Source organism: Paenibacillus sp. MMO-58 (assembly GCF_037146255.1).
In the GTDB taxonomy this organism is placed as follows: domain Bacteria; phylum Bacillota; class Bacilli; order Paenibacillales; family Paenibacillaceae; genus Pristimantibacillus.
This window is the reverse complement of the sequence record NZ_JBBCVY010000006.1, coordinates 101385-125159: the sequence shown is the minus strand read 5'-3', so window position 1 is coordinate 125159 and position 23775 is coordinate 101385. Positions and strand designations below refer to the sequence as shown.

General features: G+C 52.0%; 23 protein-coding genes, 1 pseudogene and 1 other annotated feature. Of the genes and pseudogenes, 17 read left to right on the top strand and 7 right to left on the bottom strand.

Annotated elements, in window-relative coordinates; translation table 11 throughout:
* Nucleotides 1–16: 16 nt before the first annotated feature.
* Complete coding sequence (locus WFJ73_RS18975) at nucleotides 17–1348, bottom strand: TrkH family potassium uptake protein (protein WP_336774770.1); 1332 nt, start codon at nucleotides 1346–1348, stop codon at nucleotides 17–19.
* A gap of 123 nt (nucleotides 1349–1471) precedes the next feature.
* Between WFJ73_RS18975 and WFJ73_RS18970 the strand changes: the two genes are divergently transcribed.
* The 3 genes from WFJ73_RS18970 to WFJ73_RS18960 are packed head-to-tail and all read left to right on the top strand — an operon-like array spanning nucleotide 1472 to nucleotide 4252.
* Nucleotides 1472–2707 carry a DUF445 domain-containing protein gene (locus WFJ73_RS18970; protein ID WP_336774548.1) on the top strand — a complete coding sequence of 412 codons (1236 nt, stop codon included), beginning with the start codon at nucleotides 1472–1474 and terminating at the stop codon, nucleotides 2705–2707.
* 26 nt (nucleotides 2708–2733) lie between these two features.
* Nucleotides 2734–3495, top strand: coding sequence for an ABC transporter ATP-binding protein (locus WFJ73_RS18965; protein WP_336774547.1), 762 nt, complete (start codon nucleotides 2734–2736; stop codon nucleotides 3493–3495).
* A complete protein-coding gene (locus tag WFJ73_RS18960; RefSeq protein ID WP_336774546.1) occupies nucleotides 3488–4252 on the top strand; it encodes an ABC transporter permease in 765 nt (254 codons plus the stop codon). Before WFJ73_RS18965 ends, WFJ73_RS18960 begins: the two co-directional genes overlap by 8 nt.
* Before the next feature lie 140 nt (nucleotides 4253–4392).
* Here WFJ73_RS18960 and WFJ73_RS18955 read toward each other — a convergent pair whose 3' ends face one another.
* Nucleotides 4393–4731, bottom strand: a complete 339-nt coding sequence (locus tag WFJ73_RS18955) for a winged helix-turn-helix transcriptional regulator (RefSeq protein WP_336774545.1) — start codon at nucleotides 4729–4731, stop codon at nucleotides 4393–4395.
* A gap of 297 nt (nucleotides 4732–5028) precedes the next feature.
* Between WFJ73_RS18955 and WFJ73_RS18950 the strand changes: the two genes are divergently transcribed.
* The 3 genes from WFJ73_RS18950 to WFJ73_RS18940 all read left to right on the top strand — a co-directional run bounded on the left by WFJ73_RS18950 (nucleotide 5029) and on the right by WFJ73_RS18940 (nucleotide 7939).
* Entirely contained in the window at nucleotides 5029–5769 is a 741-nt protein-coding gene (locus tag WFJ73_RS18950; protein WP_336774544.1) for a GTP cyclohydrolase II, read from the top strand.
* 122 nt (nucleotides 5770–5891) lie between these two features.
* The gene (locus WFJ73_RS18945) at nucleotides 5892–6884 is read left to right on the top strand and encodes a hypothetical protein (protein ID WP_336774543.1); all 993 of its coding nucleotides are present in this window, start codon (nucleotides 5892–5894) and stop codon (nucleotides 6882–6884) included.
* 92 nt (nucleotides 6885–6976) lie between these two features.
* A complete protein-coding gene (locus WFJ73_RS18940; protein ID WP_116393901.1) occupies nucleotides 6977–7939 on the top strand; it encodes an aldolase catalytic domain-containing protein in 963 nt (320 codons plus the stop codon).
* Nucleotides 7940–8659: 720 nt separating this feature from the next.
* On the opposite strand, the gene WFJ73_RS18935 is transcribed toward WFJ73_RS18940, so the two are convergent.
* Together WFJ73_RS18935 and WFJ73_RS18930 are read right to left on the bottom strand one after the other, a co-directional pair.
* On the bottom strand, nucleotides 8660–9088 hold the full coding sequence (locus WFJ73_RS18935; protein WP_336774542.1) for a GNAT family N-acetyltransferase: 429 nt from the start codon (nucleotides 9086–9088) through the stop codon (nucleotides 8660–8662).
* Between the two features lie 35 nt (nucleotides 9089–9123).
* On the bottom strand, nucleotides 9124–9426 hold the full coding sequence (locus tag WFJ73_RS18930) for a hypothetical protein (protein WP_336774541.1): 303 nt from the start codon (nucleotides 9424–9426) through the stop codon (nucleotides 9124–9126).
* 144 nt (nucleotides 9427–9570) lie between these two features.
* Here WFJ73_RS18930 and WFJ73_RS18925 point away from each other — a divergent pair, with 144 nt between their 5' ends.
* The 7 genes and pseudogenes from WFJ73_RS18925 to WFJ73_RS18895 form a co-directional block, all read left to right on the top strand.
* Entirely contained in the window at nucleotides 9571–10860 is a 1290-nt protein-coding gene (locus WFJ73_RS18925; protein ID WP_336774540.1) for a VWA domain-containing protein, read from the top strand.
* A 174-nt stretch (nucleotides 10861–11034) separates the two neighbouring features.
* Nucleotides 11035–11745, top strand: a complete 711-nt coding sequence (pxpB, locus tag WFJ73_RS18920; RefSeq protein ID WP_336774539.1) for a 5-oxoprolinase subunit PxpB — start codon at nucleotides 11035–11037, stop codon at nucleotides 11743–11745.
* Nucleotides 11746–11807: 62 nt separating this feature from the next.
* A complete protein-coding gene (locus WFJ73_RS18915; RefSeq protein WP_442955967.1) occupies nucleotides 11808–12860 on the top strand; it encodes a biotin-dependent carboxyltransferase family protein in 1053 nt (350 codons plus the stop codon).
* A gap of 17 nt (nucleotides 12861–12877) precedes the next feature.
* Nucleotides 12878–13663, top strand: coding sequence for a LamB/YcsF family protein (locus WFJ73_RS18910; protein ID WP_336774537.1), 786 nt, complete (start codon nucleotides 12878–12880; stop codon nucleotides 13661–13663).
* A gap of 3 nt (nucleotides 13664–13666) precedes the next feature.
* Nucleotides 13667–14092, top strand: coding sequence for a gamma-glutamylcyclotransferase family protein (locus tag WFJ73_RS18905; protein WP_336774536.1), 426 nt, complete (start codon nucleotides 13667–13669; stop codon nucleotides 14090–14092).
* Nucleotides 14093–14184: 92 nt separating this feature from the next.
* On the top strand, nucleotides 14185–14373 hold the full coding sequence (locus WFJ73_RS18900; protein WP_015842998.1) for a hypothetical protein: 189 nt from the start codon (nucleotides 14185–14187) through the stop codon (nucleotides 14371–14373).
* Nucleotides 14374–14520: 147 nt separating this feature from the next.
* Nucleotides 14521–15103 (top strand): annotated as a pseudogene (locus WFJ73_RS18895) (methyl-accepting chemotaxis protein); the annotation flags it as partial.
* A 467-nt stretch (nucleotides 15104–15570) separates the two neighbouring features.
* Here WFJ73_RS18895 and WFJ73_RS18890 read toward each other — a convergent pair.
* The 3 genes from WFJ73_RS18890 to WFJ73_RS18880 all read right to left on the bottom strand — a co-directional run bounded on the left by WFJ73_RS18890 (nucleotide 15571) and on the right by WFJ73_RS18880 (nucleotide 17825).
* Nucleotides 15571–16842: an MFS transporter gene (locus WFJ73_RS18890; RefSeq protein WP_336774535.1), complete on the bottom strand. Its 1272-nt coding sequence runs from the start codon at nucleotides 16840–16842 to the stop codon at nucleotides 15571–15573.
* 238 nt (nucleotides 16843–17080) lie between these two features.
* Nucleotides 17081–17557: a MarR family winged helix-turn-helix transcriptional regulator gene (locus WFJ73_RS18885; RefSeq protein ID WP_336774534.1), complete on the bottom strand. Its 477-nt coding sequence runs from the start codon at nucleotides 17555–17557 to the stop codon at nucleotides 17081–17083.
* 121 nt (nucleotides 17558–17678) lie between these two features.
* Nucleotides 17679–17825: a hypothetical protein gene (locus WFJ73_RS18880; RefSeq protein WP_336774533.1), complete on the bottom strand. Its 147-nt coding sequence runs from the start codon at nucleotides 17823–17825 to the stop codon at nucleotides 17679–17681.
* A 444-nt stretch (nucleotides 17826–18269) separates the two neighbouring features.
* Here WFJ73_RS18880 and WFJ73_RS18875 point away from each other — a divergent pair, with 444 nt between their 5' ends.
* The 4 genes from WFJ73_RS18875 (at nucleotide 18270) to pheT (ending at nucleotide 23710) form a co-directional block, all read left to right on the top strand.
* Nucleotides 18270–19112, top strand: a complete 843-nt coding sequence (locus WFJ73_RS18875) for a sensor histidine kinase (protein WP_336774532.1) — start codon at nucleotides 18270–18272, stop codon at nucleotides 19110–19112.
* On the top strand, nucleotides 19109–19819 hold the full coding sequence (locus WFJ73_RS18870; protein WP_336774531.1) for a response regulator transcription factor: 711 nt from the start codon (nucleotides 19109–19111) through the stop codon (nucleotides 19817–19819). The genes WFJ73_RS18875 and WFJ73_RS18870 overlap by 4 nt, the downstream gene beginning before the upstream one ends.
* Nucleotides 19820–19898: 79 nt before the next feature.
* Nucleotides 19899–20147: a binding site (T-box leader), on the top strand.
* Between the two features lie 65 nt (nucleotides 20148–20212).
* Nucleotides 20213–21244, top strand: a complete 1032-nt coding sequence (pheS, locus tag WFJ73_RS18865) for a phenylalanine--tRNA ligase subunit alpha (protein ID WP_336774530.1) — start codon at nucleotides 20213–20215, stop codon at nucleotides 21242–21244.
* An 18-nt stretch (nucleotides 21245–21262) separates the two neighbouring features.
* Nucleotides 21263–23710: a phenylalanine--tRNA ligase subunit beta gene (pheT, locus tag WFJ73_RS18860; RefSeq protein WP_336774529.1), complete on the top strand. Its 2448-nt coding sequence runs from the start codon at nucleotides 21263–21265 to the stop codon at nucleotides 23708–23710.
* Nucleotides 23711–23775 lie beyond the last annotated feature (65 nt).

Sequence of the window (23775 nt, the reverse complement as noted above, 5' to 3'; positions counted from 1 at the left end):
GGCCTGAAGTTTTCATTTAACCGATTGTAATTTTTCCTTCCGGGTGCCGGTAAAGCTCCTTCGACTGATTCGGAACCAGGGTATATGCGAGAGTGAGCGGCCCCATCCTTCCGACAAACATAACGATAATGATTAGGATTTTCCCGATCTCGGTCAAATGCGGGGTTAAACCCATCGATAGGCCCGTCGTACCGAAGGCGGAGGTAACCTCGAACATAACCGTCAGGAAATTCGTCTCTTCCGTAGCGGACAGAATCATCGTAAACAAGACGATGGTAGCAACGGAAACGGCCGTAATCGTCAAGGCTTTATGGACCCGGTCTTTTGCCAATCGGCGCTTGAAGAAGACGACATCCTCTTTCCCGCGGATCATGGCAATAACGGCTCCGATCAGAATGGCGAAAGTGGTGACCTTAATGCCGCCGCCCGCGGATCCCGGGGAGGCCCCGATAAACATCAGAATAATGAGCAGGAATTGGCTTGCATTACGCATGTCTGCGATATTCAGCGTATTCGCGCCGCCGGAGCGAGGCGAGATCGACTGGAACAAGGAGCTGTACAGCTTGCCCGCAAAGCTAAGCGGCTCCAGCGTATTCGTATATTCGAATATAAAGAGGAGAACAGCTCCTCCTAGAAACAAGAGGCCGGACGTGTACAATACAACCTTGGAATGAAGCGACAGCTTGCGTATTTTCGGATAGTCAATCACTTCGGCCAGTACGATAAAGCCGATCCCGCCAAGAAAAATAAGCAGCATCAGAACCGCGTTAATAACCGGATCGTCGACATGATTGGTAAAGCTGTTAAAAGGACCGTGAAGCGGCCCCATTATATCCAGGCCTGCATTCGTAAACATGGATACGCTATGGAAGACGCCGTAATATAAGGCTTTGTCAAACGGCATCATGATCGACCACCGCAAGGTAAGGAGAAGGGCACCGACAAATTCGATCGTAAACGCGTAGATCAGAACGCGGCGGATAAAACGGACAATTCCTTCAAGCGAGGTATGGCTCATCGATTCCTGCAGCCACAGCCGTTCCCGGAGCGAGATCCTTTTGCGGAAGGCGAGGGCGAATAAGGTGGCCATCGTCATAAAGCCAAGTCCGCCGACCTGCATCAGCATCAGGATGACAAGCTCGCCGAAGGTAGAGAAATGCGTCCCGGTGTCGACAACGACAAGACCGGTTACGCAGGCCGCCGTTGTGGCGGTAAAGAAGGCATCGATAAAAGGCGTATGCATGCCGTCTTCCGAAGCGTAGGGCAGCGAAAGAAGGATAGAGCCGATCAAAATAATAACAATAAAGCCTGCGGTCAGAATTTGCGGCGGACTGATTTTGGTTAGCATGGATTTCTTCAAGCCGTGTATCACCTTTCATGGAAGCCTAGGACTTATGCGAAAATTCTAAGTTCCTAACGTTATCTGGTATAATTAGTATAAAGCAAACGGTACAGGAGGACTACAGCTACTATGAAATCAAGATACATTGCGAGTTTGTCATTGGCCATTATGTTTATCGGCTTTATCGTAACGAGGTTGTGGCTGCCGGACAATTGGTGGACACGACTCCTCGAGAGCGGCTTTGAAGCCGGTCTTGTCGGGGGGATTGCCGATTGGTTTGCGGTTACCGCGTTGTTCCGTCATCCGTTCGGCATACCGATTCCGCATACTTCCCTGCTGCTCAAGAACAGGGACAAAATCGTCAATTCTCTTATATCGGCGATGGAAAACGAGCTGCTGAACAAGGAAAGCATCAGCAAAAAGCTGAAGGAGCTGAAGCTGTTCAGAGGATTGGCATCGGGCGTTACGGGACTTATCGGCAAGCGTAAATTGCGGGTTGGCGTCCTGCGGTTCGCCCAATCCTCGCTTGAACAGGTTCCCCTCGACAAGCTGAGCGCAAAAATTCAGGAGCTCGCCGCGGATTATATCCGCAAGCAGGATATCGTTCCGATCGTAGACAAGCTGACGGACAAATTCGTCTTTGAAGGCTGGGACGAGAAAGCATTGGATTTCGTTCTTGTGCAAGGACAGGAATGGGTGAAGAAACGGGAAACCGAGCAATTTTTCGGAAGACTGGCACACAGCAAGATGGAAGAATTGCAGGTAGGCGGCTTTATGGGCTTTGCCGTGCAGGCCTTCGTTGGCTTTATGAGTCCGGAGAAGCTGGGACCCATTATTCAGGGCATGCTGCTCTCGAGTATTAAAGAGCTTAGCACGCCGGGTAATCCGAACAGGCAGAAGCTGCTGGATGAATTGAAAAAGCATGCCTTGGCCTTGTCTTCCAATGAAGAGCTGATGGCCCGCTTGAAAGCTGGACTGGAGTCCGGCGCGGAGAGCGTTGGAGTGGAACGGTTTATCCATCTACGTCTGGAAGAGCTCCGTCAGCTGCTGCTCGATAAGCTGGAGGCGGAATGCCTGAACGGGGGACGTATTCTCGTCAAAGCCTTCCGCTTCCTGGTAGAGCAGGCGAAGAGCAGAGAAGAGTTAATCCATCGCTGGGAGCAGTCTATTCTGGCTTATTTGGTCAGCTGGATCGAGAAGAACCATTACCGGATTGGCGCGCTCGTCCGGGATAACGTCAACCAAATGGATGATCAGGCGCTCGTTCAAATGCTGGAGCAGAAGATCGGCAAGGACCTGCAATGGATAAGGGTGAACGGCGCGGTGTGCGGCTTTATCGTCGGCATCATCCTTTCCTTCTTTTAATCCGGGCAGTATTGGAGGATAAATAAGTGACCGTATTGCAGGTAAGTGAAATGGCAAAATCCAAATTCGATAACCGCAATGATTGGCTGTTCAGCGGCGTTACGGCAGAGATCCGGCCGGAAGACCGGATTGTTCTGCTTGGAGGCTCCGGCCAAGGGAAAAGCACGCTGCTCCGTATCCTTTCGCTGCTCGAGCCTTTTGACAAAGGCGACATTCATTTGGATGGGCAGACGTCCGTGGAATGCAAGCCGCAAAGCTGGCGCAAAAAGGTTACCTATGTGGCGCAGAAGCCGGTCATGCGAAGCGGCACGGTTGCTTACAATCTCCGTACGGTCAGCGAGCTTCATAACAAGCCTTTTGAAGAAGAGCTGGCCCGCAACTATATGGAGGCTGTTGGTCTAGGGCAGATGGATTGGGGCAAGCAGGCTTCGGATCTCTCCGGCGGCGAGCAGCAGCGGCTTGCGCTTGTCCGTTCCCTGCTGCTTCATCCCGAGCTGCTGCTGCTTGATGAAATTACGTCATCGCTAGATCCGGCGAGCAAGAGAGCCGTCGAGAAGCTTCTTATGGATTGGGTAGCCGGACGGGGCAACGGACTGGAGAGAGCATACCTGTGGATCACGCACGATCTGGATCAGGCACGCTTGATCAGCAATCAGGTCTGGTTTATGGCGGAGGGAAGGTTGCTTGAGAAGAACGATACAGAGGTGTTTTTCGAAAATCCGGCTACGGAACAGGCGGGTTTGTTTATACGCAGCTTGCAGGAAATAAGGGGGGAAAGCATTGAATAATATTGCCCTCCTATGCACCTTATGTTTTGTTGCGGTTGCAGCCTTAATCTCCAAGAAACAGAAGCTTGGATTGGAGAAGGAAATTTTGATAGGCACGATACGTTCGGCGGTTCAGCTGCTGTTTATCGGCTACGTTCTTCATTTCGTTTTCGAAACAAGCCATCCGGCTTTTATTATCATTATTATTCTATGCATGATTATGGTTGCCGCATGGAATGCGGGAGCCAAGGCGAAGCATGTCCGGGGGATCCGCAGCCGGATTGCTATAGCGCTGGCCTGCACGGAAGGGGTAACGATGGCGATTCTGCTTGGCCTAGGCATTATAGATCCAACGCCGCAATACATCATACCGGTCAGCGGTATTATTATTGGAAGCTCGATGATCGTATGCGGCTTGCTCTTGAACCAGATGAAAAGGGAGATGGAGACGGCCAGGGGCGAGATGGAGATGCTTCTTGCTCTTGGGGCAACGGAAAAACAGGCGGTCCACGATTCGTTGCGCCGCTCCGTCAGAGCCAGCATGATCCCGACGTTAGACGGCATGAAGACGGTTGGACTGGTGCAGCTTCCCGGCATGATGACGGGGATGATTGTGGCGGGAGCAGATCCGATTGAAGCGGTCCGTTATCAGATCCTCATTATGTTCGTGCTTGCCTCATCCGCGGCAATGACCGCAATGGTGCTCAGCTTGATCAGTTACCGCTTATGGTTTACGAAGGATGCCAGGCTGCTTCCTATTCTTCCGGAAGATAAATGAGATAAGAAAAAGATTTTGTAAATTCTATTGAATATTACGAACATGCGTTCTATAATTAGAGGGCGGTAATTCTTATAGAAGAATAAAAAAAGCCCGCCTTTTCCTCATCGGAAAAAAGCAGACTTTTACCAAAACTTCATTTATTCAGAAAGGGTCGCCGCCTTTTCCTCCAAGCTTATCCACTCCTGCGACCATTTCTCGATTTCCCTTACAACAGGCTCTAGAGCACGGCCCTTTTCCGTCAGGGAATATTCGATGCGAACAGGAATTTCCGGATAAACAACGCGGGTAACGATTCCTTCATTCTCCAAATCCTTGAAACGTTCGGATAACAGCCTGCCGCTGATCGGAAGCGCGGCTTGAACAGCGCAGAAACGCTGCGGGCCGGCTAACAGCTGATAAATAATCAGGCCGATCCAACGTTTTCCAATGAGATCCATCCCTTTCTGCACGCGCGGACAAAGGTCAGATTGCTCCATAACGATCACCTCTGGTTCATTTCCATTTCATTATAGTCACATTGTTAAATGAATACAAGCAAACTTTTGTCAGGCTTGTAACTTGACGTCACTTGATTATGAATTTATAATTAGTTACTATTAGTAACGAAGAATTCTGAAGAAGATATCCCCATTCCGGCCTATATGGGCGAATGCGAGGATGGACCAGCAGCCTGTTGCACTATGGCATAATTCTCAATATACTGGTATCTACTGCAAGAATTTGGTCAATTATTCGCGGTTTATTATTCAGCTAAAAAAGAAGGTGCGGTAAACATGTCTAATGAACATATCTTATCGATATTAAAAAATAAAATTAAAACCGTCGACAAAGGCGATCATGCGATCCATGTCGTAGGTCCAATCAAGCTTCCCATCGAGCTGGACGGGGAAACCGTAACATTCCAATGGTACAGCTGGCTCCGCCGCGATATTCAAAAGAGCGAATCCGTGGAAGAGCTTATTACGGAGCTTAATCAAGTTCATTATGCGGACTTCCAGCAATCGAGCGTTCTGGTATACGGCGACTTCGAGCATGAAGAGGAAGTGCTTATCCGTATGCACAGCATCTGTCATACCGGCGATATCTTCGGCAGCCAGCGCTGCGATTGCGGCTTCCAGCTGAAGCAGTCGATGCGGATGATTATGGCTAACGGAGCAGGCGCATTGTTCTATCTAGCCAACCATGAGGGACGCGGTATCGGCCTGTTCAGCAAAGCGATGGCTTACCTGCTCCAAGAGGAAGGCCTTGATACGGTAGATGCCAATCTTGAACTTGGTTTCGCCGAGGACGCGCGCGACTACAGCGAAGCTATTGACGTCCTGAAGCTTCTTCGCCAGGCACCGGTATCCATCATTACGAACAATCCACGCAAGGTGGAAGCCCTTCGCGAAGCAGGGATGAACATCACCTCCCGCGTGCCGTTATGGGGAGAGGCATCCGTTCATAATGAGAAGTATTTATCCACCAAGGTTGCCCGTTCCGGTCATTTCGAGCGGGAGCTGGCGGTAAAATAAGAAACAGGCCGAGCAGTCGGCCTGTTTTTTTTGCGCATTGACCGAAACCAATCCATCTGTCCCGTCGTCTAATGGATATGCTCAATCTGGCATACACTATATGGAACGGAAGGTTGGTGCATATGAACTCTCGTCTAAAACAATTCTTATATAGATTATTTACCGTCTGCATCGTGATCGGATTAATGGGATGCAGCAAAGGGGAACAAAATGATAGGACTGACCGGGCCATTAAGCAGCCCGCATCCACGGAAGCCGTTGAGAAAAGCTCTGAGCAGGATGCTCTCATACATAAATTCAAGACGGTGGTCAGCACGGCGAAGGAAGCTTCCGATATCGTATCCTTCCTGAACGAGAATTTGAACAAAGCGGGGCAGAATAATGCGGACCAGATGGTCAGGGAGCTTTACGCCTTTTACGCGAAGGATCTGCCGATTTCTCAGGAAGCCTTTTTTGGCGATAATATCCAAAATGTGCTGACGGAAATGGATTGGCCGATTACCTCGGCGAACGCAGCGTCCATTACCGACGAAGCGATCAGGCAGCTTGTGGTGACCAAGCTGTCCGGCGGTTACAAGCTGGTATGGGTAGAAGGCACCATCTATCCGATTGTGGACTACAGCAACCAGCAGAAATACAGCATGTATTTGTCCAAGCCGTTAAACAGCTATATCGCCTTGAAAGCCGCGGAATCAAGCGATCCCGCTGCCATGGATGCCGGGCTTGTTATTACCTGGAACGAATTAGCGAGCAGAGCGGTGATGGCCGAGACCTTCCTGAAGCAATATGCGGATTCACCGGAGTATACGGAGGTCCAGAGTATCTATCTAGATACTTATTTGAGCATGTATATTAACGGGCTTTCGAATACGCCAATTTTCGATTCAAGCAATTTGAAGCTGATACCGGAAGTGAAAGCGAGTTATGTGAAGGTTGCAACGGAGAATCCGGATACCGTTACCGGCATTATGGCGAGCCGGTTTTTAGAGATATTGGCGAAGTCGGATGGTGTCGGTATGATGCGCGGGCCTGCTGGAACTCAGCTGCGGCCTGAGGTGAAGGAATTCCAGAAAAACTACCGCCAGACGGCTCTAAAGCTGTTGAAGGAAGCCTGAAGCGCATCCAAAAATCGACAAAATTATTTTGCGTTCCGCATCTATTTCAAGTATGATTGGATGTAACATAAACGAACCAGAAGGAGTAGGACATGAACTCGAAAACTAGCCATTGTAAAATTGTCGATTGTACGATCCGCGACGGCGGACTTGTGAACAACTGGGATTTCAGCGTTGAATTCGTTCAACATCTCTATAATACATTGAACGAAGCCGGCGTAGACTATATGGAAATCGGCTACAAAAACTCGCCTAAGCTGCTGAAAGGCGCCGATTCGGCTGGTCCTTGGCGTTTCCTGGATGATAACTTCCTGAAGCAAGTCATCCCTAACAAAGGCAATACCAAGCTGTCCGCTCTTGTCGATATCGGTCGCGTAGACGAGAATGACATTCTGCCTCGCAGCGAGAGCCTTCTTGACCTCATCCGCGTAGCCTGCTACATCCAGGATGTAGATAAGGCTCTGCAATTGGTTCAACTGTTCCATGAACGCGGATACGAAACAACGCTTAACATCATGGCGCTCTCCAACGTTATGGAGAACCAGCTGATCGATGCCTTTGAACTGATCAAGGAAAGCGTAGTGGACGTTGTCTACATCGTAGACTCGTACGGCAGCTTGAAGCCTAACGACTACAGCTACCTGATTGAGAAATTCCAGCATCATCTGCCTAACAAACGCCTTGGCATCCATACGCATAACAACATGCAGCTTGCATTCGCAAACACGCTGCTTGCCGCGGAAAAAGGCGTAGAGCTGCTTGACGCTTCCGTATACGGCATGGGCCGCGCTGCAGGCAACTGCAACACGGAGCTGCTAGTCGCTAACCTGCAAAACGCGAAATACAATGTGCGTCCGGTTCTCGACATGATCGAGAAATACATGATTCCTCTTCGCGAGAAGGAAGAGTGGGGCTACATTATTCCTTACATGATCACAGGCATGCTGGATGAGCATCCACGCTCGGCCATGGCGCTTCGTGATTCCGAAGACAAAGATAAATGCGTTGACTTCTACGATCGCTTGACGACTCCGGAAGTTGCTCATAGCAAATAATGTTGGGGCTGCCTTGGTTTAAGGCAGCCTTTTAATTTGCGGGAGAAGTCTATGCTCAGGTGGGATAATGCTGCGTGTTGCTCAGGACGGGATTGTATCTCCTTCCAGCTGCTGTTGTTCCTCTGAATATTGAATTTACTCATCTAATGAGTATTCAGAGGAACAAAGGCAGGAGCTCCGCTCTTCCAGGAGATACAATACCCTCACTTCGCTCACTCCGCGTGCTTCCCAACCTGCGCACTCTTCCCACAAAGGGGCTGCCTTAAAATGGGCAGCCCCTTTGTGGTGGGGACGCGGAGGCGCCTGGTGGATTCCAGGCGCCGGGCAGGGAAAAGCATATAGTGCGACTTGCGGAGAAGTAGATTTTTCCGCGACTGCAGGATACTCCAAAAGAAAAAGGCAATTAACGGAGCGCTAACGAAACGTAGTATCGTTATTTGAGGTAAATGGGCGGTTTTGGAATTCTAACGAAACGACATAGCGTTATTTGCTTGTTTTGAAGGGAATACGAGGGTGAATCGGATGAATAGCGATATCAGGTTTCGTTAGAACTTCAGGAGTGTGTATTTTGAGTAAATAAGGTTACCAGGTTTCGTTAGATGCGAAGAATGGTGCATGAGGAGCAGCATTAGGCAACCTTGAGACTTATAGAAAGGCGTGGAAAGACAAAAAAGAAAGGAGCTGCCGGTGATGGCAGCTCCTTTCTGGGGTAACAGGATCTTATAGTGTTTTTTTCATCGTTACGTGAGGGATGCCCTCTTCCAAGAACACGTCGGAGACGGTGTGGTAGCCAAGCTTGGAGTAAAAGGCTTCCGCATGCGTCTGGCCGTTAAGCTTTGCTTCCTTGAGGCCGTCTTCGCGGGCAACCGACTCAAGTGCCTCCACAACGGCGCGGCCAAGTCCGTATTTGCGGTGAGAAGCAAGGACGCAAATGCGCTGCAGCTTTGCTGCTCCGTCAACTACCCTTACCCGGCCAGCGGCTACGGGCTCATTGTTGTAAAGGACTAGGACATGCTTGGAAGATTGCTCGAACTCGTCGTATTCGTTCTCGGCTGGCACGCCTTGCTCGTCCACAAAAACTTTTTTGCGGATGTCATAGACCGCTTTCAGATCTTGTTCATTGGTAACCAATCTTGAAGTAATTGTCATGTTGTTCTTGTTCTCCTTCCCTATGTACAAGAAGCTTAGGATTCGCGCAGCTCGCCGTCGCCCCGGATGGCAGCGGCCTGATGAGGCTCGTTCGGGTGCAAGTAGGCCGTACCGTTAAAGGCTCGTCCGTCGATTGCCGTTGCGTATAATTCGATCCGGATATCCTCGCTTTGCCCAAACCATTGAAGCAGTTCGGTATCTTTTACTCCGTTAACATCCACATACCATAGCTTTGATCCGTAATCCGACACTAGCACGAGCTCAGCGGATCGGAACAGAAGCTCCTTCATCTGCTGCCGGTATACAATCTCAATGCCCTTAAGTTGAATAGTTTCCATTATTGCAGCCCTCCATGAACTGGCATAAAACGGCTCGAAAATTCAGCCGGGATGCCTGCTTCTGATTGTAATGTTGATTGCCTGTTAATGCAACAATCCCCACGTTCCCTTCGTCTATTTAGAAAATAAAGGGGGTTATGGAAAATGATAAAAAATCAAACAAAAAGCAAACTCATGTCCATGATCGTTTCAATGCTCGTTATGTTGCTTATTCTAGCCGGCTGTTCGTCAAGCCGGAACGATAACGCAGCCGACCGGGCGGCTCCGGATCGCGGGACGAATAGCAGTAAAGCCGAATCTTCAGCGGATGACCGGGGGAACCGGGTTGAGAATAGGGCTGATGAACCTGAATCCCACCGGGAAGAGGTACGCCGACAAGGACGGACCGACGCGCCTATCCAGGCAGGTCAACTGACTGCCGGCGAGTGGGATGATCTTGCCGCATGGGACCGGTTCAATAATTTGCTCAATAGTTATGAAGGCAGCGACAGCTCCGCGCATTGGGGCTTTGAATATTTTAACCGGCTGGAGGTATCGGTGACGTCTGACGGCCGAGCTGTGTCCGATGCAAGGGTAAGGCTTATCGGTCAGCAGAATCAGACGGTCTGGGAAGCCAAGACAAATGCAGAGGGCAAGGCATACGTGTTCGCTGGATTGTTCAAGGATAACGAGCAGCCTTATCAGAGAACGCGTTATTCGGTTGAGGTAATGGCCGATCAGCAGAAGAAAAAGGTATCGAACATCGAGGTGCCCGGTCAGGGAGCGTTGAAGGTAGACCTGGATGGGGAGCTGCCGGAATCTAATCAGGTAGACGTCATGTTTGTGATGGATACGACCGGCTCCATGCAGGATGAGATGGATTATTTGGAAGCCGAGCTGAAGGATGTGATCACCCGGGTGGGCGAGAAGCATGCCAATCAGCTGGATATCCGGATGAGCACGAATTTTTACCGGGATATTCATGATGATTATGTGGTGAAGGCGAATCCTTTTACGGCCAATATTGATCAGGCGGTAAAGCTTATTGCGATGCAAAAAGCGCAGGGCGGCGGGGATTATCCGGAAGCGGTAGAACAGGCATTGCGCAATGCGGTCAGCGATCATAAGTGGAGCGAGAGCGCGCGGGCAAGGCTTCTGTTCCTTGTACTGGATGCACCGCCTCATCATGAAGCCCAGATCATGCAGGAAATGCATAGCGTATTGGAAGAAGCGTCTAAGGCGGGGATTCGCATTATTCCGGTTGCCTCGAGCGGCGTTGACGTGGATACGGAATATTTGCTGCGGTTTGCGGCCGTCGCAACCGGTGGCACCTATCTGTTCCTGACCGACGACAGCGGCATCGGCAGCGATCATCTGGAACCGGCTGTAGGCGAATATGAGACAAAGCTGCTTAATGATCTGCTGGTTGAAGTCATTAACCGGTACGTTCAATAAGCAAAAGGATAAAGCCCCCTATTTGTTCCTGATGGAACGGATAGGGGGCTGTTCTGTTGTAAAAACAAGAGTTGTCCGAATAAACGAGGCAGCTCTTTTTATAGGCATAGGATGGTCGTTAGCGCTTTTTTCTTTTACAATGGGGAAAAAAGAGCAGAGCCGGGGGTGCTGATCATGTCTGTTCACGTAACGCCGCTTGGTGACCGCGCGCTTGTCCTTCAACAGGCTGTGCAGGGAGCGGAAGGCTGGAAGCAGATGACCGACCTTGCATGGACATTGAAGCAGCAAGCCGAAGCTTGGGTGATTGATATTGTTCCGGCTTACGAGAGGGTTACCGTCATGTATGATCCTGCTATGCTGTGGCGAGAAATTGAGCAAGGGCCGGAGGCTGCCGTTCTGCTGCCGTATCAGCTCGCGGAACGGAAGCTGCGGGATTTGATCGAGAATGGAAAAGCAGCCTTGGAACGAGGAGGAAAAGGCCGCAGATTTGATCTTCCTGTGTATTACGGAGGCCAATATGGTCCGGATCTGGAAGAGTCAGCCGAACGTTCGGGGCTGACGGCGGCGGAGTTCGTCGAGGAGCATTCCAGGGTGGAGTATACCGTGGCGATGATTGGGTTTATGCCGGGCTTTCCGTATATGAGCGGGCTGCCGGAGTGCCTGGAGCAGCCGCGAAAAGCCGTACCGCGTTCCAGTGTCCCGGCAGGGTCTGTGGGAATTGCGGGAAAGCAGACGGGAATTTATCCGCTTGCTTCCCCAGGGGGATGGCAGATTATCGGCTACACGCCGATCTATATGTTTGATAAGGAACGCAGTGAGCCTGTGCTGCTTCGCGCAGGCGACTGCGTCCGATTTATTCCCTTATCCGGAGGTGACATCCGGTAATGACGGAGCGAAGCATAACCGGGAGTACCTCGATAAAAAGCGAAGCGGAGAGCTTCGTGGGAATGAAGGTGTTAAAACCCGGCCTGTCGACCACGATTCAGGATTTGGGCAGGGAAGGTTACCGTTCCTCGGGCATTTCTGCCGGAGGAGCGATGGACCGGTATGCGCTGCGGGTGGCCAATCTTCTAGTGGGCAATGGGGAAGGGGAAGCGGGACTTGAGGTAACGCTTGTCGGGCCTGAGCTCGAGGTGAATACGGATCTGCTTATTTCCGTTTGCGGCGCTTATTTGGAGCCAACCCTAGATGGGGAAGAGCTGCCGATGTGGCGGCCGGTCTTTGTTCCGCGCGGCGCGGTGCTTCGCTTCGGCCGCGCGGTAAGCGGCTGCCGCGCCTACGTGGCGGCAGCGGGGGGCTTCGGCGTGCCGCGCGAGCTTGGCAGCCGCAGCACGGATGCGCGCGCCGCGCTGGGCGGGCTCGCCGGGCGGCGCCTTGCCGCCGGCGACGCCTTGCCCTGCGGCGCGGCGCATGGCGCAGCTGCCCCGTCCCGGTGGGCAGCCGCATGGGCAGTGGCGCTTTCGCGGCAGGGCGAAGCCTCCGCCGCGAAAGCGCCGGAAGGCGCGGGCCGCCGCCTGCCGTGGGCGGCCGCGCCATGGTTCGCGCCGCCGGGAGCCTACGGCGGCGGCGAAGACGGCATCGTGCTACGCGCGATGCCGGGGAGCGAGCACGGGCAGTTCAGCACAGCTGCCCGTGAAGCTCTTTACCGGGAGCGGTATACCGTCGCTCCCGCCTCGGACCGCATGGGGTGCCGCCTGATCGGCACCCCGCTGCCAAGAGAGTCCCGTGCGGAGCTGCTCTCGCACGGGGTAACGCCCGGCGCCGTGCAGGTACCGCCCGGCGGCGGGCCGATTATTCTGGCCGCCGACTGCCAGACGACAGGCGGCTATCCCAAAATCGCGCATGTCGCTACGGTCGACATGCCGCTCCTGGCCCAGGCGAAGCCGGGCGATACGATCCGGTTCCGGCCTGTTACCTTGGACGAAGCGCAGCGGCTGGACCGCCAGCGCGAACAGGATATCCGTTATCTGGCGGCCGCGATCCGCAGCCGTCAGCCGTAAACGAAAGGAGAACCAGCATGGCAAACCGTAATACAGACAATCGCGCGGTTGATCTCAACTGTGATTTCGGAGAAGGCTACGGCAGCTATTCCTTCGGGCAAGATGCCGAGCTTCTTCCCTATATAACAAGCGTAAATATCGCCTGCGGCTTTCATGCCGGCGATCCCCATACGATGCATACGGCCGTGAAGCAGGCTTTGTCCGTGGGCGCCGCAGTCGGCGCCCATCCCGGCCTGCCCGACCGGCTTGGCTTTGGCCGCCGGGAGATGCAGGTAACCGCATCCGAAGTGTATGATTTTGTTTTATATCAGGTTGGCGCATTGCAGGCCTTTGTTCGGGCATTAGGCGGGGAAATGGCTCACCTAAAACCGCATGGAGCCCTTTACCATATGGCTAACCGCGATAAAGCGGTCTCCGATGCGATTGTCAAAGCGGCCTTGGCTGTTGATAACCGACTCATTATTTACGGTCAATCCGGCAGCTTGCTGCTGGATGCGGCCAAGGAATACGGCCTGTCTTCCGCATCCGAGGTGTTTGCCGACCGGGCTTACGAACCGGACGGGAGACTCGCTCCCCGAGGCAAGCAAGGAGCCGTTCTGCATGATGCGGATCAGGCGGCAGCCCAAGCGGTAGCAATGGCAGCGCAGGGCGTTGCTTTTACGCCGGAAGGCGCTCCGGTAAACGTGCAAGCCGACACGATTTGCCTGCATGGCGATGGTTCCCGCGCGGCTCTTTTTGCCTCCCGCATTCGGGAGGCGTTGATCCAAGAGGGGATTACTCTCCGGGCGCCGGGCAGGGCATAAGATATGTCTGTACGCGACAGGCTTACCGTGTTTGTATACGGCTCCTTGCTCCCGGGTTTGATCAACCATATTGTCATAGCCCCCTTCCTTACCGACAGCAGGAGCGGCATGATTGCAGGCCGGCTGGTGGACGTTGGGGCTTATCCGGCTGCGGTCAGGGATCAGTCGGCCAGAGCAAACGGAGCGGTAATTGAAGGCTTATGGCTTACGATCGATCGTGCCGGACTAGCTGTGCTCGACGAGCTGGAGGAGTTTTACGGTATCGAGGAGAGCAATGACTACGAGCGGATTTGGGTCCAGGATGCCAGTAATCCGGAGCTCGAGGGCTGGGTCTATGTATGGCCGTCAGACCGCAGCTGTCCGCCGGTTCCCGGTTCATCGTGGCCGGACTATCTAAATAGCTTGACCACTAAACCAAAGCTTTCATGAAATGTAAATTTACTGCTAGACTGGAATCACATAATCTCCTAGAATTAGATATGATGTAGAGGTATGATCTAGGGCTAGGGGAGAGATTAACTATGACTGAAGATGGGATCACGGGAGAGTTTTTTGAAGGTTATAAGGTCACATTCCCTATGGGACGATATGATGTATCCGTCTATATGACAAAGGTATATTATGAAGCCTGGAAATACTTCAGAGATGCTGAAATCACGGATGTATGGGTGGAAGAGGTTAAGCTGGACTTAGTGAAGTTTCTGAAATAACACGATAAAAAGTTTGAACGGGAGAATGTGCCTTTTGGTGCGTTCTCTTTTTTCTCCTCCGGAAATGTGGAAACCAAATCTCCTAAAATAAGGATTGTTATTGCGATTGATTTATGGAAGTAGTGGAATAAAACGAAAATTTGTTAAGGGCTTGGCGAACGTTCGCAGGAAATCGGGCAAATCAGCAGCGTAATTACGGGGCTCTCGACGCAGACCAATCTGCTTGCGCTTAACGCGGCTATCGAAGCGGCAAGAGCAGGCGAACATGGGCGAGGATTTGCGGTCGTAGCGGCAGAGGTGAGAAAGCTGGCCGAGCAGTCGAGTCAATCGGCGCAGCAGATCTCCGAATTGATCGCTTCCATTCAGGAGGAGACGCTCGTAGCGGTACAAGCAATGGATACGGCGACAAACGAAGTCAGCGACGGGCTTGGGATGGTTAATACGGCTGGCGAATCCTTTCATTCGATCCAGCAGTCGGTTAATATCGTATCTTCCCAGATTCAGGAGGTCTCCTCTTCCGTGCAGCAAATGGCGGCGGGTGCCGAGCAGATGGTGCAATCGATGAAAACAATCACGGAGGTGTCGGAGCATACGGCCTCCGGTTCCCAGCAGGTATCGGCCTCCGCGGAGGAACAGATGGAGTCGATGAATAATATTTCCAGCGGCGGCTTTATCTCTTTCCCAGATGGCGGAGCAGCTACAGTTGCAGATTGAGAAATTTAGAGTGTAGAGCGGAAATACGGATGGTCCTTTATCCGTTATTTCTCGCCGATGGCAGCACCTAGGACACCTAACGAAACTACAACACGCTATTTGATCAAAATCGAGGCTTCTGATTTTCTAACGAAACCTCATATCGCTATTCGGTCACTTTTTGCAGATTCCAGCCTCCGGCCAATAGCGTTACCAAGTTTCGTTAGCTTCCTGAAGAAGCTGATTTTTGCCAAATAAGAATACGTAGTTTCGTTAGCGGAACAAACGTGGGTCAGTGAATGGCTGGATAGGACATCACGTGTGCTCAATAGGTAATGTTTATCCTCGATTCCCCAGTGCTGCGGCAAATTCCCCCCTAGTTTGTGTTTACGAAATACGGTTAGGCTGCTCAATCCCAATACTGTCGGAAAACGAGAGCGGCTAATCGCCAAAAAACCTAGGAGACTCCTTATTCAAGGAGCTGCCCGAGGTTTTTTTACAGCATTAAGCCTGAAGCGTAACGTCTTTGCGCTCCGCCAGATGCCTTTTTACCCGGATCGCCATCAGGGAAGCGAAGAAGCAGGTGAAGCCCGCGATAACAAAAGCCTGCGAGTAGCTGCCAAGCCAGTCGCGCATAACGCCTGCGCCGTACGCGGCGGTTGAAGCGCCGATCTGGTGGGCAACCACGATCCAGCCGAAGATCATGCCGGATTTTTCTTTGCCGAAGGTTTCGCCGGCGAGCTTGGCGGTTGGCGGTACGGTCGCAATCCAGTCCAGGCCGTAGAATACGGAGAAAATAACAAGCATAGCCGGAGTTGCGTCCAGCGCGTAAGGAAGGAACAGCAGCGACAGCCCTCTCAGCCCGTAATACCAGAACAGCAGCCAGCGGCTGTCGAAGCGGTCGGACAACCAGCCGGAGATCGTGGTGCCAAAGAGGTCAAAGATCCCCATCATCGCGAGCAGTCCCGCAGCGGCAACCTCCACCATCCCGTGATCGCCGCAGGCGGCAATCAGATGGGTGCCGATCAGGCCGTTTGTAGAAAAGCCGCAGAAAAAGAAGGTGCCGGCGAGCAGCCAGAACGTCTTGTTTTTCATCGCATAGCCAAGATTCTGGATAGGAGACAGGAACAGATTGCCGCGGAATGGCGTAGGCTTAACGATTTCATCCGTTCCGTAAGGAGCGGCGCCCACATCGGAAGGATGATTTTTCATCCAGACGGCAACCAGCACAAACACCGTCACGATACCAACAACAGCCGTATACATGGCGGAGCGCCAGCCGTAATCGGAGGTCATTTTGGCAAGCAGCGGCAGGAACAACAGCTGTCCGGCAGCGGCGCTTGCCGTCAGCATGCCGACAACCAGCCCTTTTCGCTTCACAAACCACAGATTGCTGACGGTAACGCCAAGCACGTTCGCCATCATGCCGGTTGCAAGACCGGAGACAAGGCCCCACAGCAGATCGAACTGCCATAACGCAGTAATGAATGGCGTAACGGCAAGGCTTGCGGCCAATACCGCTAGAGCGATAAGCACGACCTTACGGATGCCGAAGCGCAGTAACAGGGCTGCGGAGAACGGGCCAACCAGACCGTATAGCAAAATGCCGATGGATGCAACGCTGGAGATTTCTCCCCGGCTCCAGCCGAATTCGTCCTGGAAAGGGATCATTAGTACGCTTGGCATGGAACGAATGCCTGCCGATACCAGCAGGGTAACAAAAGTGAGCAGAACAATTATCCACCCGTAATAAAATTTGCTTTTGACCTGATTCATGTCGCACCTCGACTTATTTTGTTTGTACATACAAACGTATGTAGATAAATAGTTCCGATTAAGGAACTATGGTAGAAGTTTTGATTTATACCAATTACGGGTCGTAACAGCAATGGGGTATTGCAGTTACAAGCAGTAACAGATGAGAGTGAATAAATGATGAATGCTCTCTAAATGCACGCAATCGTTGTGAACCGGAATCCTGCCTGTGAAGAATCAATTGGAATTGAGACGGCCGTTACTTCTCCAACTGTTCGCTTGTTGTTTCCAGGGATAACGTCAACTGCGCCGCAGCTTCATTGCCAAGAATCGCTTGGTAGGATTCAAGCAGCTTTTTGGAGGCGGCACGAATCGTTGGCTCCAGCTCGCGGCCTTTATCCGTCGGGTAGACCAGAACGGTTTTCCCTTGCACCTTGCGCTCAACCAGCTGTTTGGCTTCAAGCTTATCAATAAATCGGGTTAAGGTAGAAGGGGTGATATACAGTTTTTCGGATAATTCCTTCTGCGTAATGCCGGGTTTGGCGACACTGAGACGAATGACATAGCCGTAACTGGGTGCAAGGCCCGTTGTAGCAAAAGCATCGTCTGCCATTCGGGTAATCGCTCTGCTCAGGCGGTTCGCCGTAAAATATAAGCAGGTATGCAAGAAAGCCTCGGGGTTTTGCACTTGTTCTTCAATATCCGCTGCTGCTGCCGGATCGATGTCTTTTGTCATATCCTATGCCCTCCTTGCGGTTTGATGACTTCTATTTTGTATGTACAACAAAAATAATTCAAATTGATCTCCCTGTCAATGGAAAAACGCCCCCATGCCCAAAATGGAGGCGTAATAGGTTCTACTTATGTTCGTCCTCGGACTCGTAAGCGATTAAACTGATTGTTGAGCCCATCTGGTCGGTGAGCTTTTGTTCTAACTGTCGAATTTCTTCAAGTGCTTCCGTATGCCCCTCAAGCTCAGCAAGCTTGAAATAATTGTTGGTCATTGGTATTCCTCCTCTAATTTTCATTGTGCTCGCGGCAGAGCATTCTTATACGAATTGTTCTTTCGCAAGGTGTCTAGTACACTTGGAGGGGAGTCGAAATGCGATTACCCGGGAAATGTTATCTGCGTTAATCATTTATCTCATTAGTTATGTGCGGCAATTCGTTAAGCGAACGCTTACGAAGCAAGATTTTTCACGAACAGCCCTAAGGCTGTTTATGTTCAAATTCTTTAAATTAACGCTTACGAAGCATGAATCATCATGAGCAGCTTTTAAGCTGCTTGTGTGATAATTCATTAAGCGAACGCTTACGAAGCATGATTTTTCACGAACAGCCCTAAGGCTGTTTATGTTCAAATTCTTTAAGTTAATGCTTACGAAGCATGAATCATCATGAGCAGCTTTTAAGCTGCTTGTGTGATAATTCATTTTAGGAGATGAAAAATGTCCTACAAATCTCTGAAATTTTTAATATTATGGATCCCTACTATTGTTGTTGGTTTATGGGAGTACGTCCGGCACGTCTTTCTGCTACCGTATATTTCAATGGAGCTGGGGAACTTTTTGGCGCCGGCCCTTGTGTTTCTGTTTACGTTAACTTTATTGCGCGGATTGTTCGGCAAGCTGGAACAGACGCAGGAAGCCCTGCAACGGGAACGGGTGTCCAAGGCGTCCTTTCAGCAGCGTGAACAGTTGGCACGCGAGCTTCATGACGGCATCTCCCAATCGTTATTCCTGCTCTCGGTTAAGCTGGATAAGCTGGAGCATATGGAACTGGGCGACGATGCAAAGGAAACGACCGTTCAAATCCGGCAGACGGTTAAGCATGTATACGAGGATGTCCGGCAGTCCATTGCGAATTTGCAGTCCCCGGCCGTAGTCGTGGACGACTCATGGCTGACCGCGATTCACGGCGCGGTGAATGATTTATTGCAAAACAGCGGCGTTCGCGCAAAACTCGATTGGCAGCTGCAGGAAGGCGTATTATCCAACAAACAGCTGGTCGAACTGCAGTCTATTATTCGCGAAGCTCTTATGAACGTCCGCAAATACGCGCAGGCGACCGAGGTTCAGGTCATTAGCCGGCAGCAGGGCGATGAGGATTTTGTATGCGAAATAAAGGATAACGGGGTTGGAGCAGAACCTAGCCAGATCGAAGCGAAGGATCGGTACGGCATCCGCATGATGCGGGATCGCGCTGAGCAAATGGGCTGGCTGTTTGACATAAAAAGCGCGGTCGGCGGAGGAACAACGGTGCGCATTCAATCCGGAGGTGAAGGGAAATGAGTGAAGAAAACGGGCAGATTCGCGTGTTTTTGGTGGATGATCATCCCCACGGAAGGGAAGGCATGAGGGAAATTATCGGAGCGGATCCGGAATTTACGGTTGTTGGAGAAGCGGCCAGCGGCGAAGAAGCTATAGCACGCATCGATGATGTGCTGCCCGATCTGGTGCTGATGGACATCAACATGCCTGGCATCGGTGGATTGGAGGCGACGCAGCAGCTAAAGTACCTTTATCCGTCCCTGAAGATTGTTATGGTGACCGTCTCGGACGACATTACCCATCTGTTCGAAGCGATCAAGCGGGGGGCTCAGGGTTACCTGTTCAAAAATCTTTCTCCTTCCGCATGGAGGGAATATCTCCGGGCCGTTGTGGATGACGAGGCGCCGATGTCGAAGGAAATTGCATTCAGGCTGCTGCAGGAGTTTACTTCGGCTGCCTCTTCAAACGGGACAAACCCGACTAAGACTGGCACTAAATCCGGTCTTGCAGGCGATGCCTCGGTCATGACAACGCCGCTTACTTCCCGCGAGAAGGATATTCTTGAGCGGGTCGTGACGGGAGAATCGAATAAAGAGATTGCGGTTGCCTTCGGATTATCCGAGCATACGGTCAAAAACCATTTGAAAAACATTTTGCAGAAGCTGCATCTGGATAACCGCGTTCAGCTTACACGTTATGCCTATGAACAGGGGCTGCTCGAAAAATAAATTGCCCAAGCAGCGAATGGTTGCAAGGAAATAAGGAAATGCATATAATATAGATTATTGTGTCAAATTGTAAAAATGGATGAAAGCTTTGATGGAGATAAGTAAGCAGAACTTCCGTACAGGGAGAAGGCGCCATGGATTGCGAGCGTCTTTACGGGATTAGGCTGCCGAAGTTCACTCCGGAGCAGACGCCTGAACCGCTTTAAGCCGTCGATGGCTTATGGTGAATTAGGGAAGGTCCGGTTCCCGCCGTTAACGGGATTTGAGGGGTTGCCGTTTTTTATGGGCAATCCGAATTAGGGTGGTACCACGGTCTTTCGTCCCTTGCGGGGAGAAAGGCCTTTTTTTGTTGCTATTTTGTTTTGAATTCCAGAGTGGAGGCGAGATTTTACGATGAAAGAACGTTTGGAAGCATTGCGCGTAGAAGCGCTGCAAGAGCTGCAGCAGGTTGACAATCCGCAGCAGCTGAATGATTTGCGTGTGAAGTACTTGGGGAAAAAAGGGGCGCTGACCGAGATTTTGCGCGGCATGGGCGGCCTGAGCGCGGAAGAGCGTCCGGTTATCGGTCAAGTGGCCAATGATGTTCGCGCCGCAATCGAAGGCGTAATCGACGAGAAGCAAAACGCGTTCCTCGCGGCTGAGACGGAAAACCGTCTTCGCGCGGAGACGATTGATGTAACGCTGCCGGGCAAAGCTTTGCCGACAGGCGCGGTACATCCGCTGAACAAAGTCGCGCAGGAAATCGAAGACGTATTCGTAGGCTTGGGTTACTCCATTGCCGAAGGTCCTGAGGTCGAGACCGACTATTTCAACTTCGAAGCTCTTAACCTGCCGAAGAACCACCCTGCCCGCGATATGCAGGACTCGTTCTACATTACGGAAGACATTCTGATGCGCACGCATACGTCGCCGGTTCAGGTCCGCACGATGCAGCAAATGAACGGCAAGCCAATCAAGGTTATTTGCCCGGGCAAAGTATACCGCCGCGATGACGACGACGCGACGCATTCGTTCATGTTCAATCAGATTGAAGGCCTTGTTGTTGGTCCTAACATCCGCATGAGCGACCTGAAGGGCACGCTGCTGCAGTTCGTTCAGCAAATGTTCGGAGAGCAGGCGCAAATCCGTCTTCGCCCAAGCTTCTTCCCGTTCACGGAGCCAAGCGCGGAGGTTGACGTAACCTGCGTGCAATGCGGCGGCCATGGCTGCCGCATGTGTAAACAGACCGGCTGGCTTGAAATTCTCGGCTGCGGCATGGTGCATCCGCGCGTTCTCGAGATGGGCGGCTACGATCCGAAGGAAGTGAGCGGTTTCGCGTTCGGCATGGGCGTTGAGCGTATCGCGCTTCTGAAATACGGCATCGACGATATCCGTCATTTCTACACGAACGATCAGCGGTTCTTAAGCCAATTCGCGAGAATGTAAAGGGAGGGGAAACAAGCGATGAAAGTATCTTATCAATGGTTAAATGAATATATCGATTTGACAGGCTATACAGGCGAAGAATTAGCCGAAAAAATGACGCGCGGCGGTATCGAGATCGACAGCGTGGAGTCCCTGAATAAAGGAGTTACCGGCGTTGTTGTCGGTTACGTAAAATCCCGCGAGAAGCATCCGGATGCCGACAAGCTTAGCGTATGCAAGATCGATGTCGGTACGGGCGAAGAGCTTCAAATCGTATGCGGAGCGAAAAACGTGGACGCTGGCCAAAAGGTGCCGGTTGCGATGATCGGCGCGAAGCTGCCGGGAGATTTTGCAATCAAACGCGCGAAGCTGCGCGGCGTGGAATCGCAAGGCATGATCTGTTCGGCGAAGGAGCTTGGCATTAACGACAAGCTGCTGCCGAAAGAGCAGCAGGAAGGAATTCTCGTGCTTCCGGAATCGACTCCGGTTGGCACGCCAATCGGCGAAGTGCTTGGCATCAACGACGAGGTGCTTGAGCTGGATCTGACGCCTAACCGTTCGGACTGCCTCAGCATGCTAGGCGTTGCTTACGAGATTGGTGCTTTGACGGGCCGCGAGGTTCGCATTCCCGAACCGGCCGTTAACCATGCGGCAGACCGTGCGGACAGCCATATTGCCGTATCGATCAGCTCCCCGGAGCAATGCTCGCATTACAGCGCGCGTTACATCAAAGGCGTGAAGATTGGTCCATCCCCGCAATGGCTGCAGAACCGTCTGATCGCAGCGGGTATCCGTCCGATCAGCAACGTGGTTGACGTAACAAACTTCGTTATGCTGGAATACGGCCAGCCGCTGCATGCTTTTGACGCGGATGCCATTTCGACAGGCCGAATTGACGTTCGTCTCGCGAAGCAAGGCGAGAAGATCGTTACGTTGGATGATCAGGAGCGCACGCTTGAGCCTCATATGCTTGTTATTACGGATGGCGAGAAGCCTGTAGCCCTAGCTGGCGTTATGGGCGGAGCGAACTCCGAAGTAAACGAGAAGACGGTTAACATTTTGCTTGAGTCGGCGAAGTTCGACGGCGGTACGGTCCGCAAAACGTCCCGCCAGCTTGGTCTCCGTTCGGAATCGAGCATCCGTTTTGAAAAGGAAGTGGATCCTGCCCGCGTTATTCCGGCGCTGAACCGCGCGGCTGCTCTTATTGCGGAGCTTGCCGACGGTCTTGTGGCAGAAGGAATCGTGGAAGCGGTAATTACGAAAACGGAGCCGGCTGTTGTTGAAGTAACGCTGGACAAAATCAACGGTTACCTTGGAACGGAGCTGTCGCGCCTTGAGGTTGAGACGATTTTCGACCGTCTGCATTTCAGCTACCGTCTGTCCGATGCCAATGACCAGTTCGCCGTAACGGTGCCGACGCGCCGTGGGGACATTACGCGCGATGTTGATTTAATTGAAGAAGTAGCCCGGTTGTTCGGGTATGACAATATTCCTACTACGCCAATTCACGGCGATGTGACGCCTGGCGGGCTGACCAAGCCGCAGACGATTCGACGCGAGCTGCGCAGAAGATTGACCGATTCCGGCTTGCATGAAGTGATTACCTATTCGTTCACGGGTCCTTCCCGCACGGAGCTGTTCCCTGAACTGACCGGCAAGGATCTGAAACCGGTGAAGCTGGCTATGCCAATGAGCGAGGACCGCAGCGTACTCCGTACTACGCTGATTGCTCAGCTGATCGAGACGGCGACGTATAACCGCAATCGTAAAAATGAATCGTCCGCTATTTTCGAAATCGGCAGCGTCTTCCATACGGAAGAAGAGCAGCTTACGCGCCTTCCTCAGGAGAAGCAGCGACTGGCGGTACTGCTTACGGGCAACCGCGTAGACGCGCAATGGAACCGTAAAGCGGAGCCGGTTGATTTCTATGATGCAAAAGGCGTTCTGGAAACCGTGGTTGACGTGCTTGGCTTGAACTCGAAGGTTCGTTACGAATCGGCTCAGCCCGCGAACTTCCATCCGGGCAGAACGGCAGCGGTTATCGTGGACACCGCTCATGGACCGGAAACGATCGGTTACGTTGGCCAGCTGCATCCGACTTTGCAGCATGAAAGCGACCTTGCCGATACTTACGTAGTAGAGGTGGAACTAGGCATATTGTATGAACTGGCCGATACCGGCATCGAATACAAAGCTCTTCCGCGTTACCCTGCTATGCAGCGCGATATCGCCGTAGTGCTTGACCAAGCTGTGCCGGCAGCGAAGCTGACAGCAACCGCTTGGGCCGTTGCGGGCGAATTGCTTGAGTCCGTTCGAGTGTTCGACGTGTTCACTGGCGAGAAGCTTGGAGCCGGCAAAAAAAGCGTTGCCGTAGCGCTTGTTTACCGTCATGCGGACCGTACGCTGACCGACGAAGAAGTGACCGAGCTGCACGGCAAAGTCGTTGCCGAGCTTGAGCAATCTTTTGCCGCAGAATTAAGAAAGTAGGCAGGAAACCTTTTAAGCCGCATCGAAATAGTTCCTTGTGAACTTTCGATGCGGCTTTTTTGTGC

What these genes read in the sequence shown, in the direction of transcription:
- WFJ73_RS18975 (WP_336774770.1), bottom strand. Translation starts at nt 1,348, where the DNA reads ATGCTAACCAAAATCAGTCCGCCGCAAATTCTGACCGCAGGCTTTATT.
- WFJ73_RS18970 (WP_336774548.1), top strand. Translation starts at nt 1,472, where the DNA reads ATGAAATCAAGATACATTGCGAGTTTGTCATTGGCCATTATGTTTATC.
- WFJ73_RS18955 (WP_336774545.1), bottom strand. Translation starts at nt 4,731, where the DNA reads ATGGAGCAATCTGACCTTTGTCCGCGCGTGCAGAAAGGGATGGATCTC.
- WFJ73_RS18950 (WP_336774544.1), top strand. Translation starts at nt 5,029, where the DNA reads ATGTCTAATGAACATATCTTATCGATATTAAAAAATAAAATTAAAACC.
- WFJ73_RS18945 (WP_336774543.1), top strand. Translation starts at nt 5,892, where the DNA reads ATGAACTCTCGTCTAAAACAATTCTTATATAGATTATTTACCGTCTGC.
- WFJ73_RS18940 (WP_116393901.1), top strand. Translation starts at nt 6,977, where the DNA reads ATGAACTCGAAAACTAGCCATTGTAAAATTGTCGATTGTACGATCCGC.
- WFJ73_RS18935 (WP_336774542.1), bottom strand. Translation starts at nt 9,088, where the DNA reads ATGACAATTACTTCAAGATTGGTTACCAATGAACAAGATCTGAAAGCG.
- WFJ73_RS18930 (WP_336774541.1), bottom strand. Translation starts at nt 9,426, where the DNA reads ATGGAAACTATTCAACTTAAGGGCATTGAGATTGTATACCGGCAGCAG.
- WFJ73_RS18925 (WP_336774540.1), top strand. Translation starts at nt 9,571, where the DNA reads ATGATAAAAAATCAAACAAAAAGCAAACTCATGTCCATGATCGTTTCA.
- pxpB (WP_336774539.1), top strand. Translation starts at nt 11,035, where the DNA reads ATGTCTGTTCACGTAACGCCGCTTGGTGACCGCGCGCTTGTCCTTCAA.
- WFJ73_RS18915 (WP_442955967.1), top strand. Translation starts at nt 11,808, where the DNA reads ATGAAGGTGTTAAAACCCGGCCTGTCGACCACGATTCAGGATTTGGGC.
- WFJ73_RS18910 (WP_336774537.1), top strand. Translation starts at nt 12,878, where the DNA reads ATGGCAAACCGTAATACAGACAATCGCGCGGTTGATCTCAACTGTGAT.
- WFJ73_RS18905 (WP_336774536.1), top strand. Translation starts at nt 13,667, where the DNA reads ATGTCTGTACGCGACAGGCTTACCGTGTTTGTATACGGCTCCTTGCTC.
- WFJ73_RS18900 (WP_015842998.1), top strand. Translation starts at nt 14,185, where the DNA reads ATGACTGAAGATGGGATCACGGGAGAGTTTTTTGAAGGTTATAAGGTC.
- WFJ73_RS18890 (WP_336774535.1), bottom strand. Translation starts at nt 16,842, where the DNA reads ATGAATCAGGTCAAAAGCAAATTTTATTACGGGTGGATAATTGTTCTG.
- WFJ73_RS18885 (WP_336774534.1), bottom strand. Translation starts at nt 17,557, where the DNA reads ATGACAAAAGACATCGATCCGGCAGCAGCAGCGGATATTGAAGAACAA.
- WFJ73_RS18880 (WP_336774533.1), bottom strand. Translation starts at nt 17,825, where the DNA reads ATGACCAACAATTATTTCAAGCTTGCTGAGCTTGAGGGGCATACGGAA.
- WFJ73_RS18875 (WP_336774532.1), top strand. Translation starts at nt 18,270, where the DNA reads ATGTCCTACAAATCTCTGAAATTTTTAATATTATGGATCCCTACTATT.
- WFJ73_RS18870 (WP_336774531.1), top strand. Translation starts at nt 19,109, where the DNA reads ATGAGTGAAGAAAACGGGCAGATTCGCGTGTTTTTGGTGGATGATCAT.
- pheS (WP_336774530.1), top strand. Translation starts at nt 20,213, where the DNA reads ATGAAAGAACGTTTGGAAGCATTGCGCGTAGAAGCGCTGCAAGAGCTG.
- pheT (WP_336774529.1), top strand. Translation starts at nt 21,263, where the DNA reads ATGAAAGTATCTTATCAATGGTTAAATGAATATATCGATTTGACAGGC.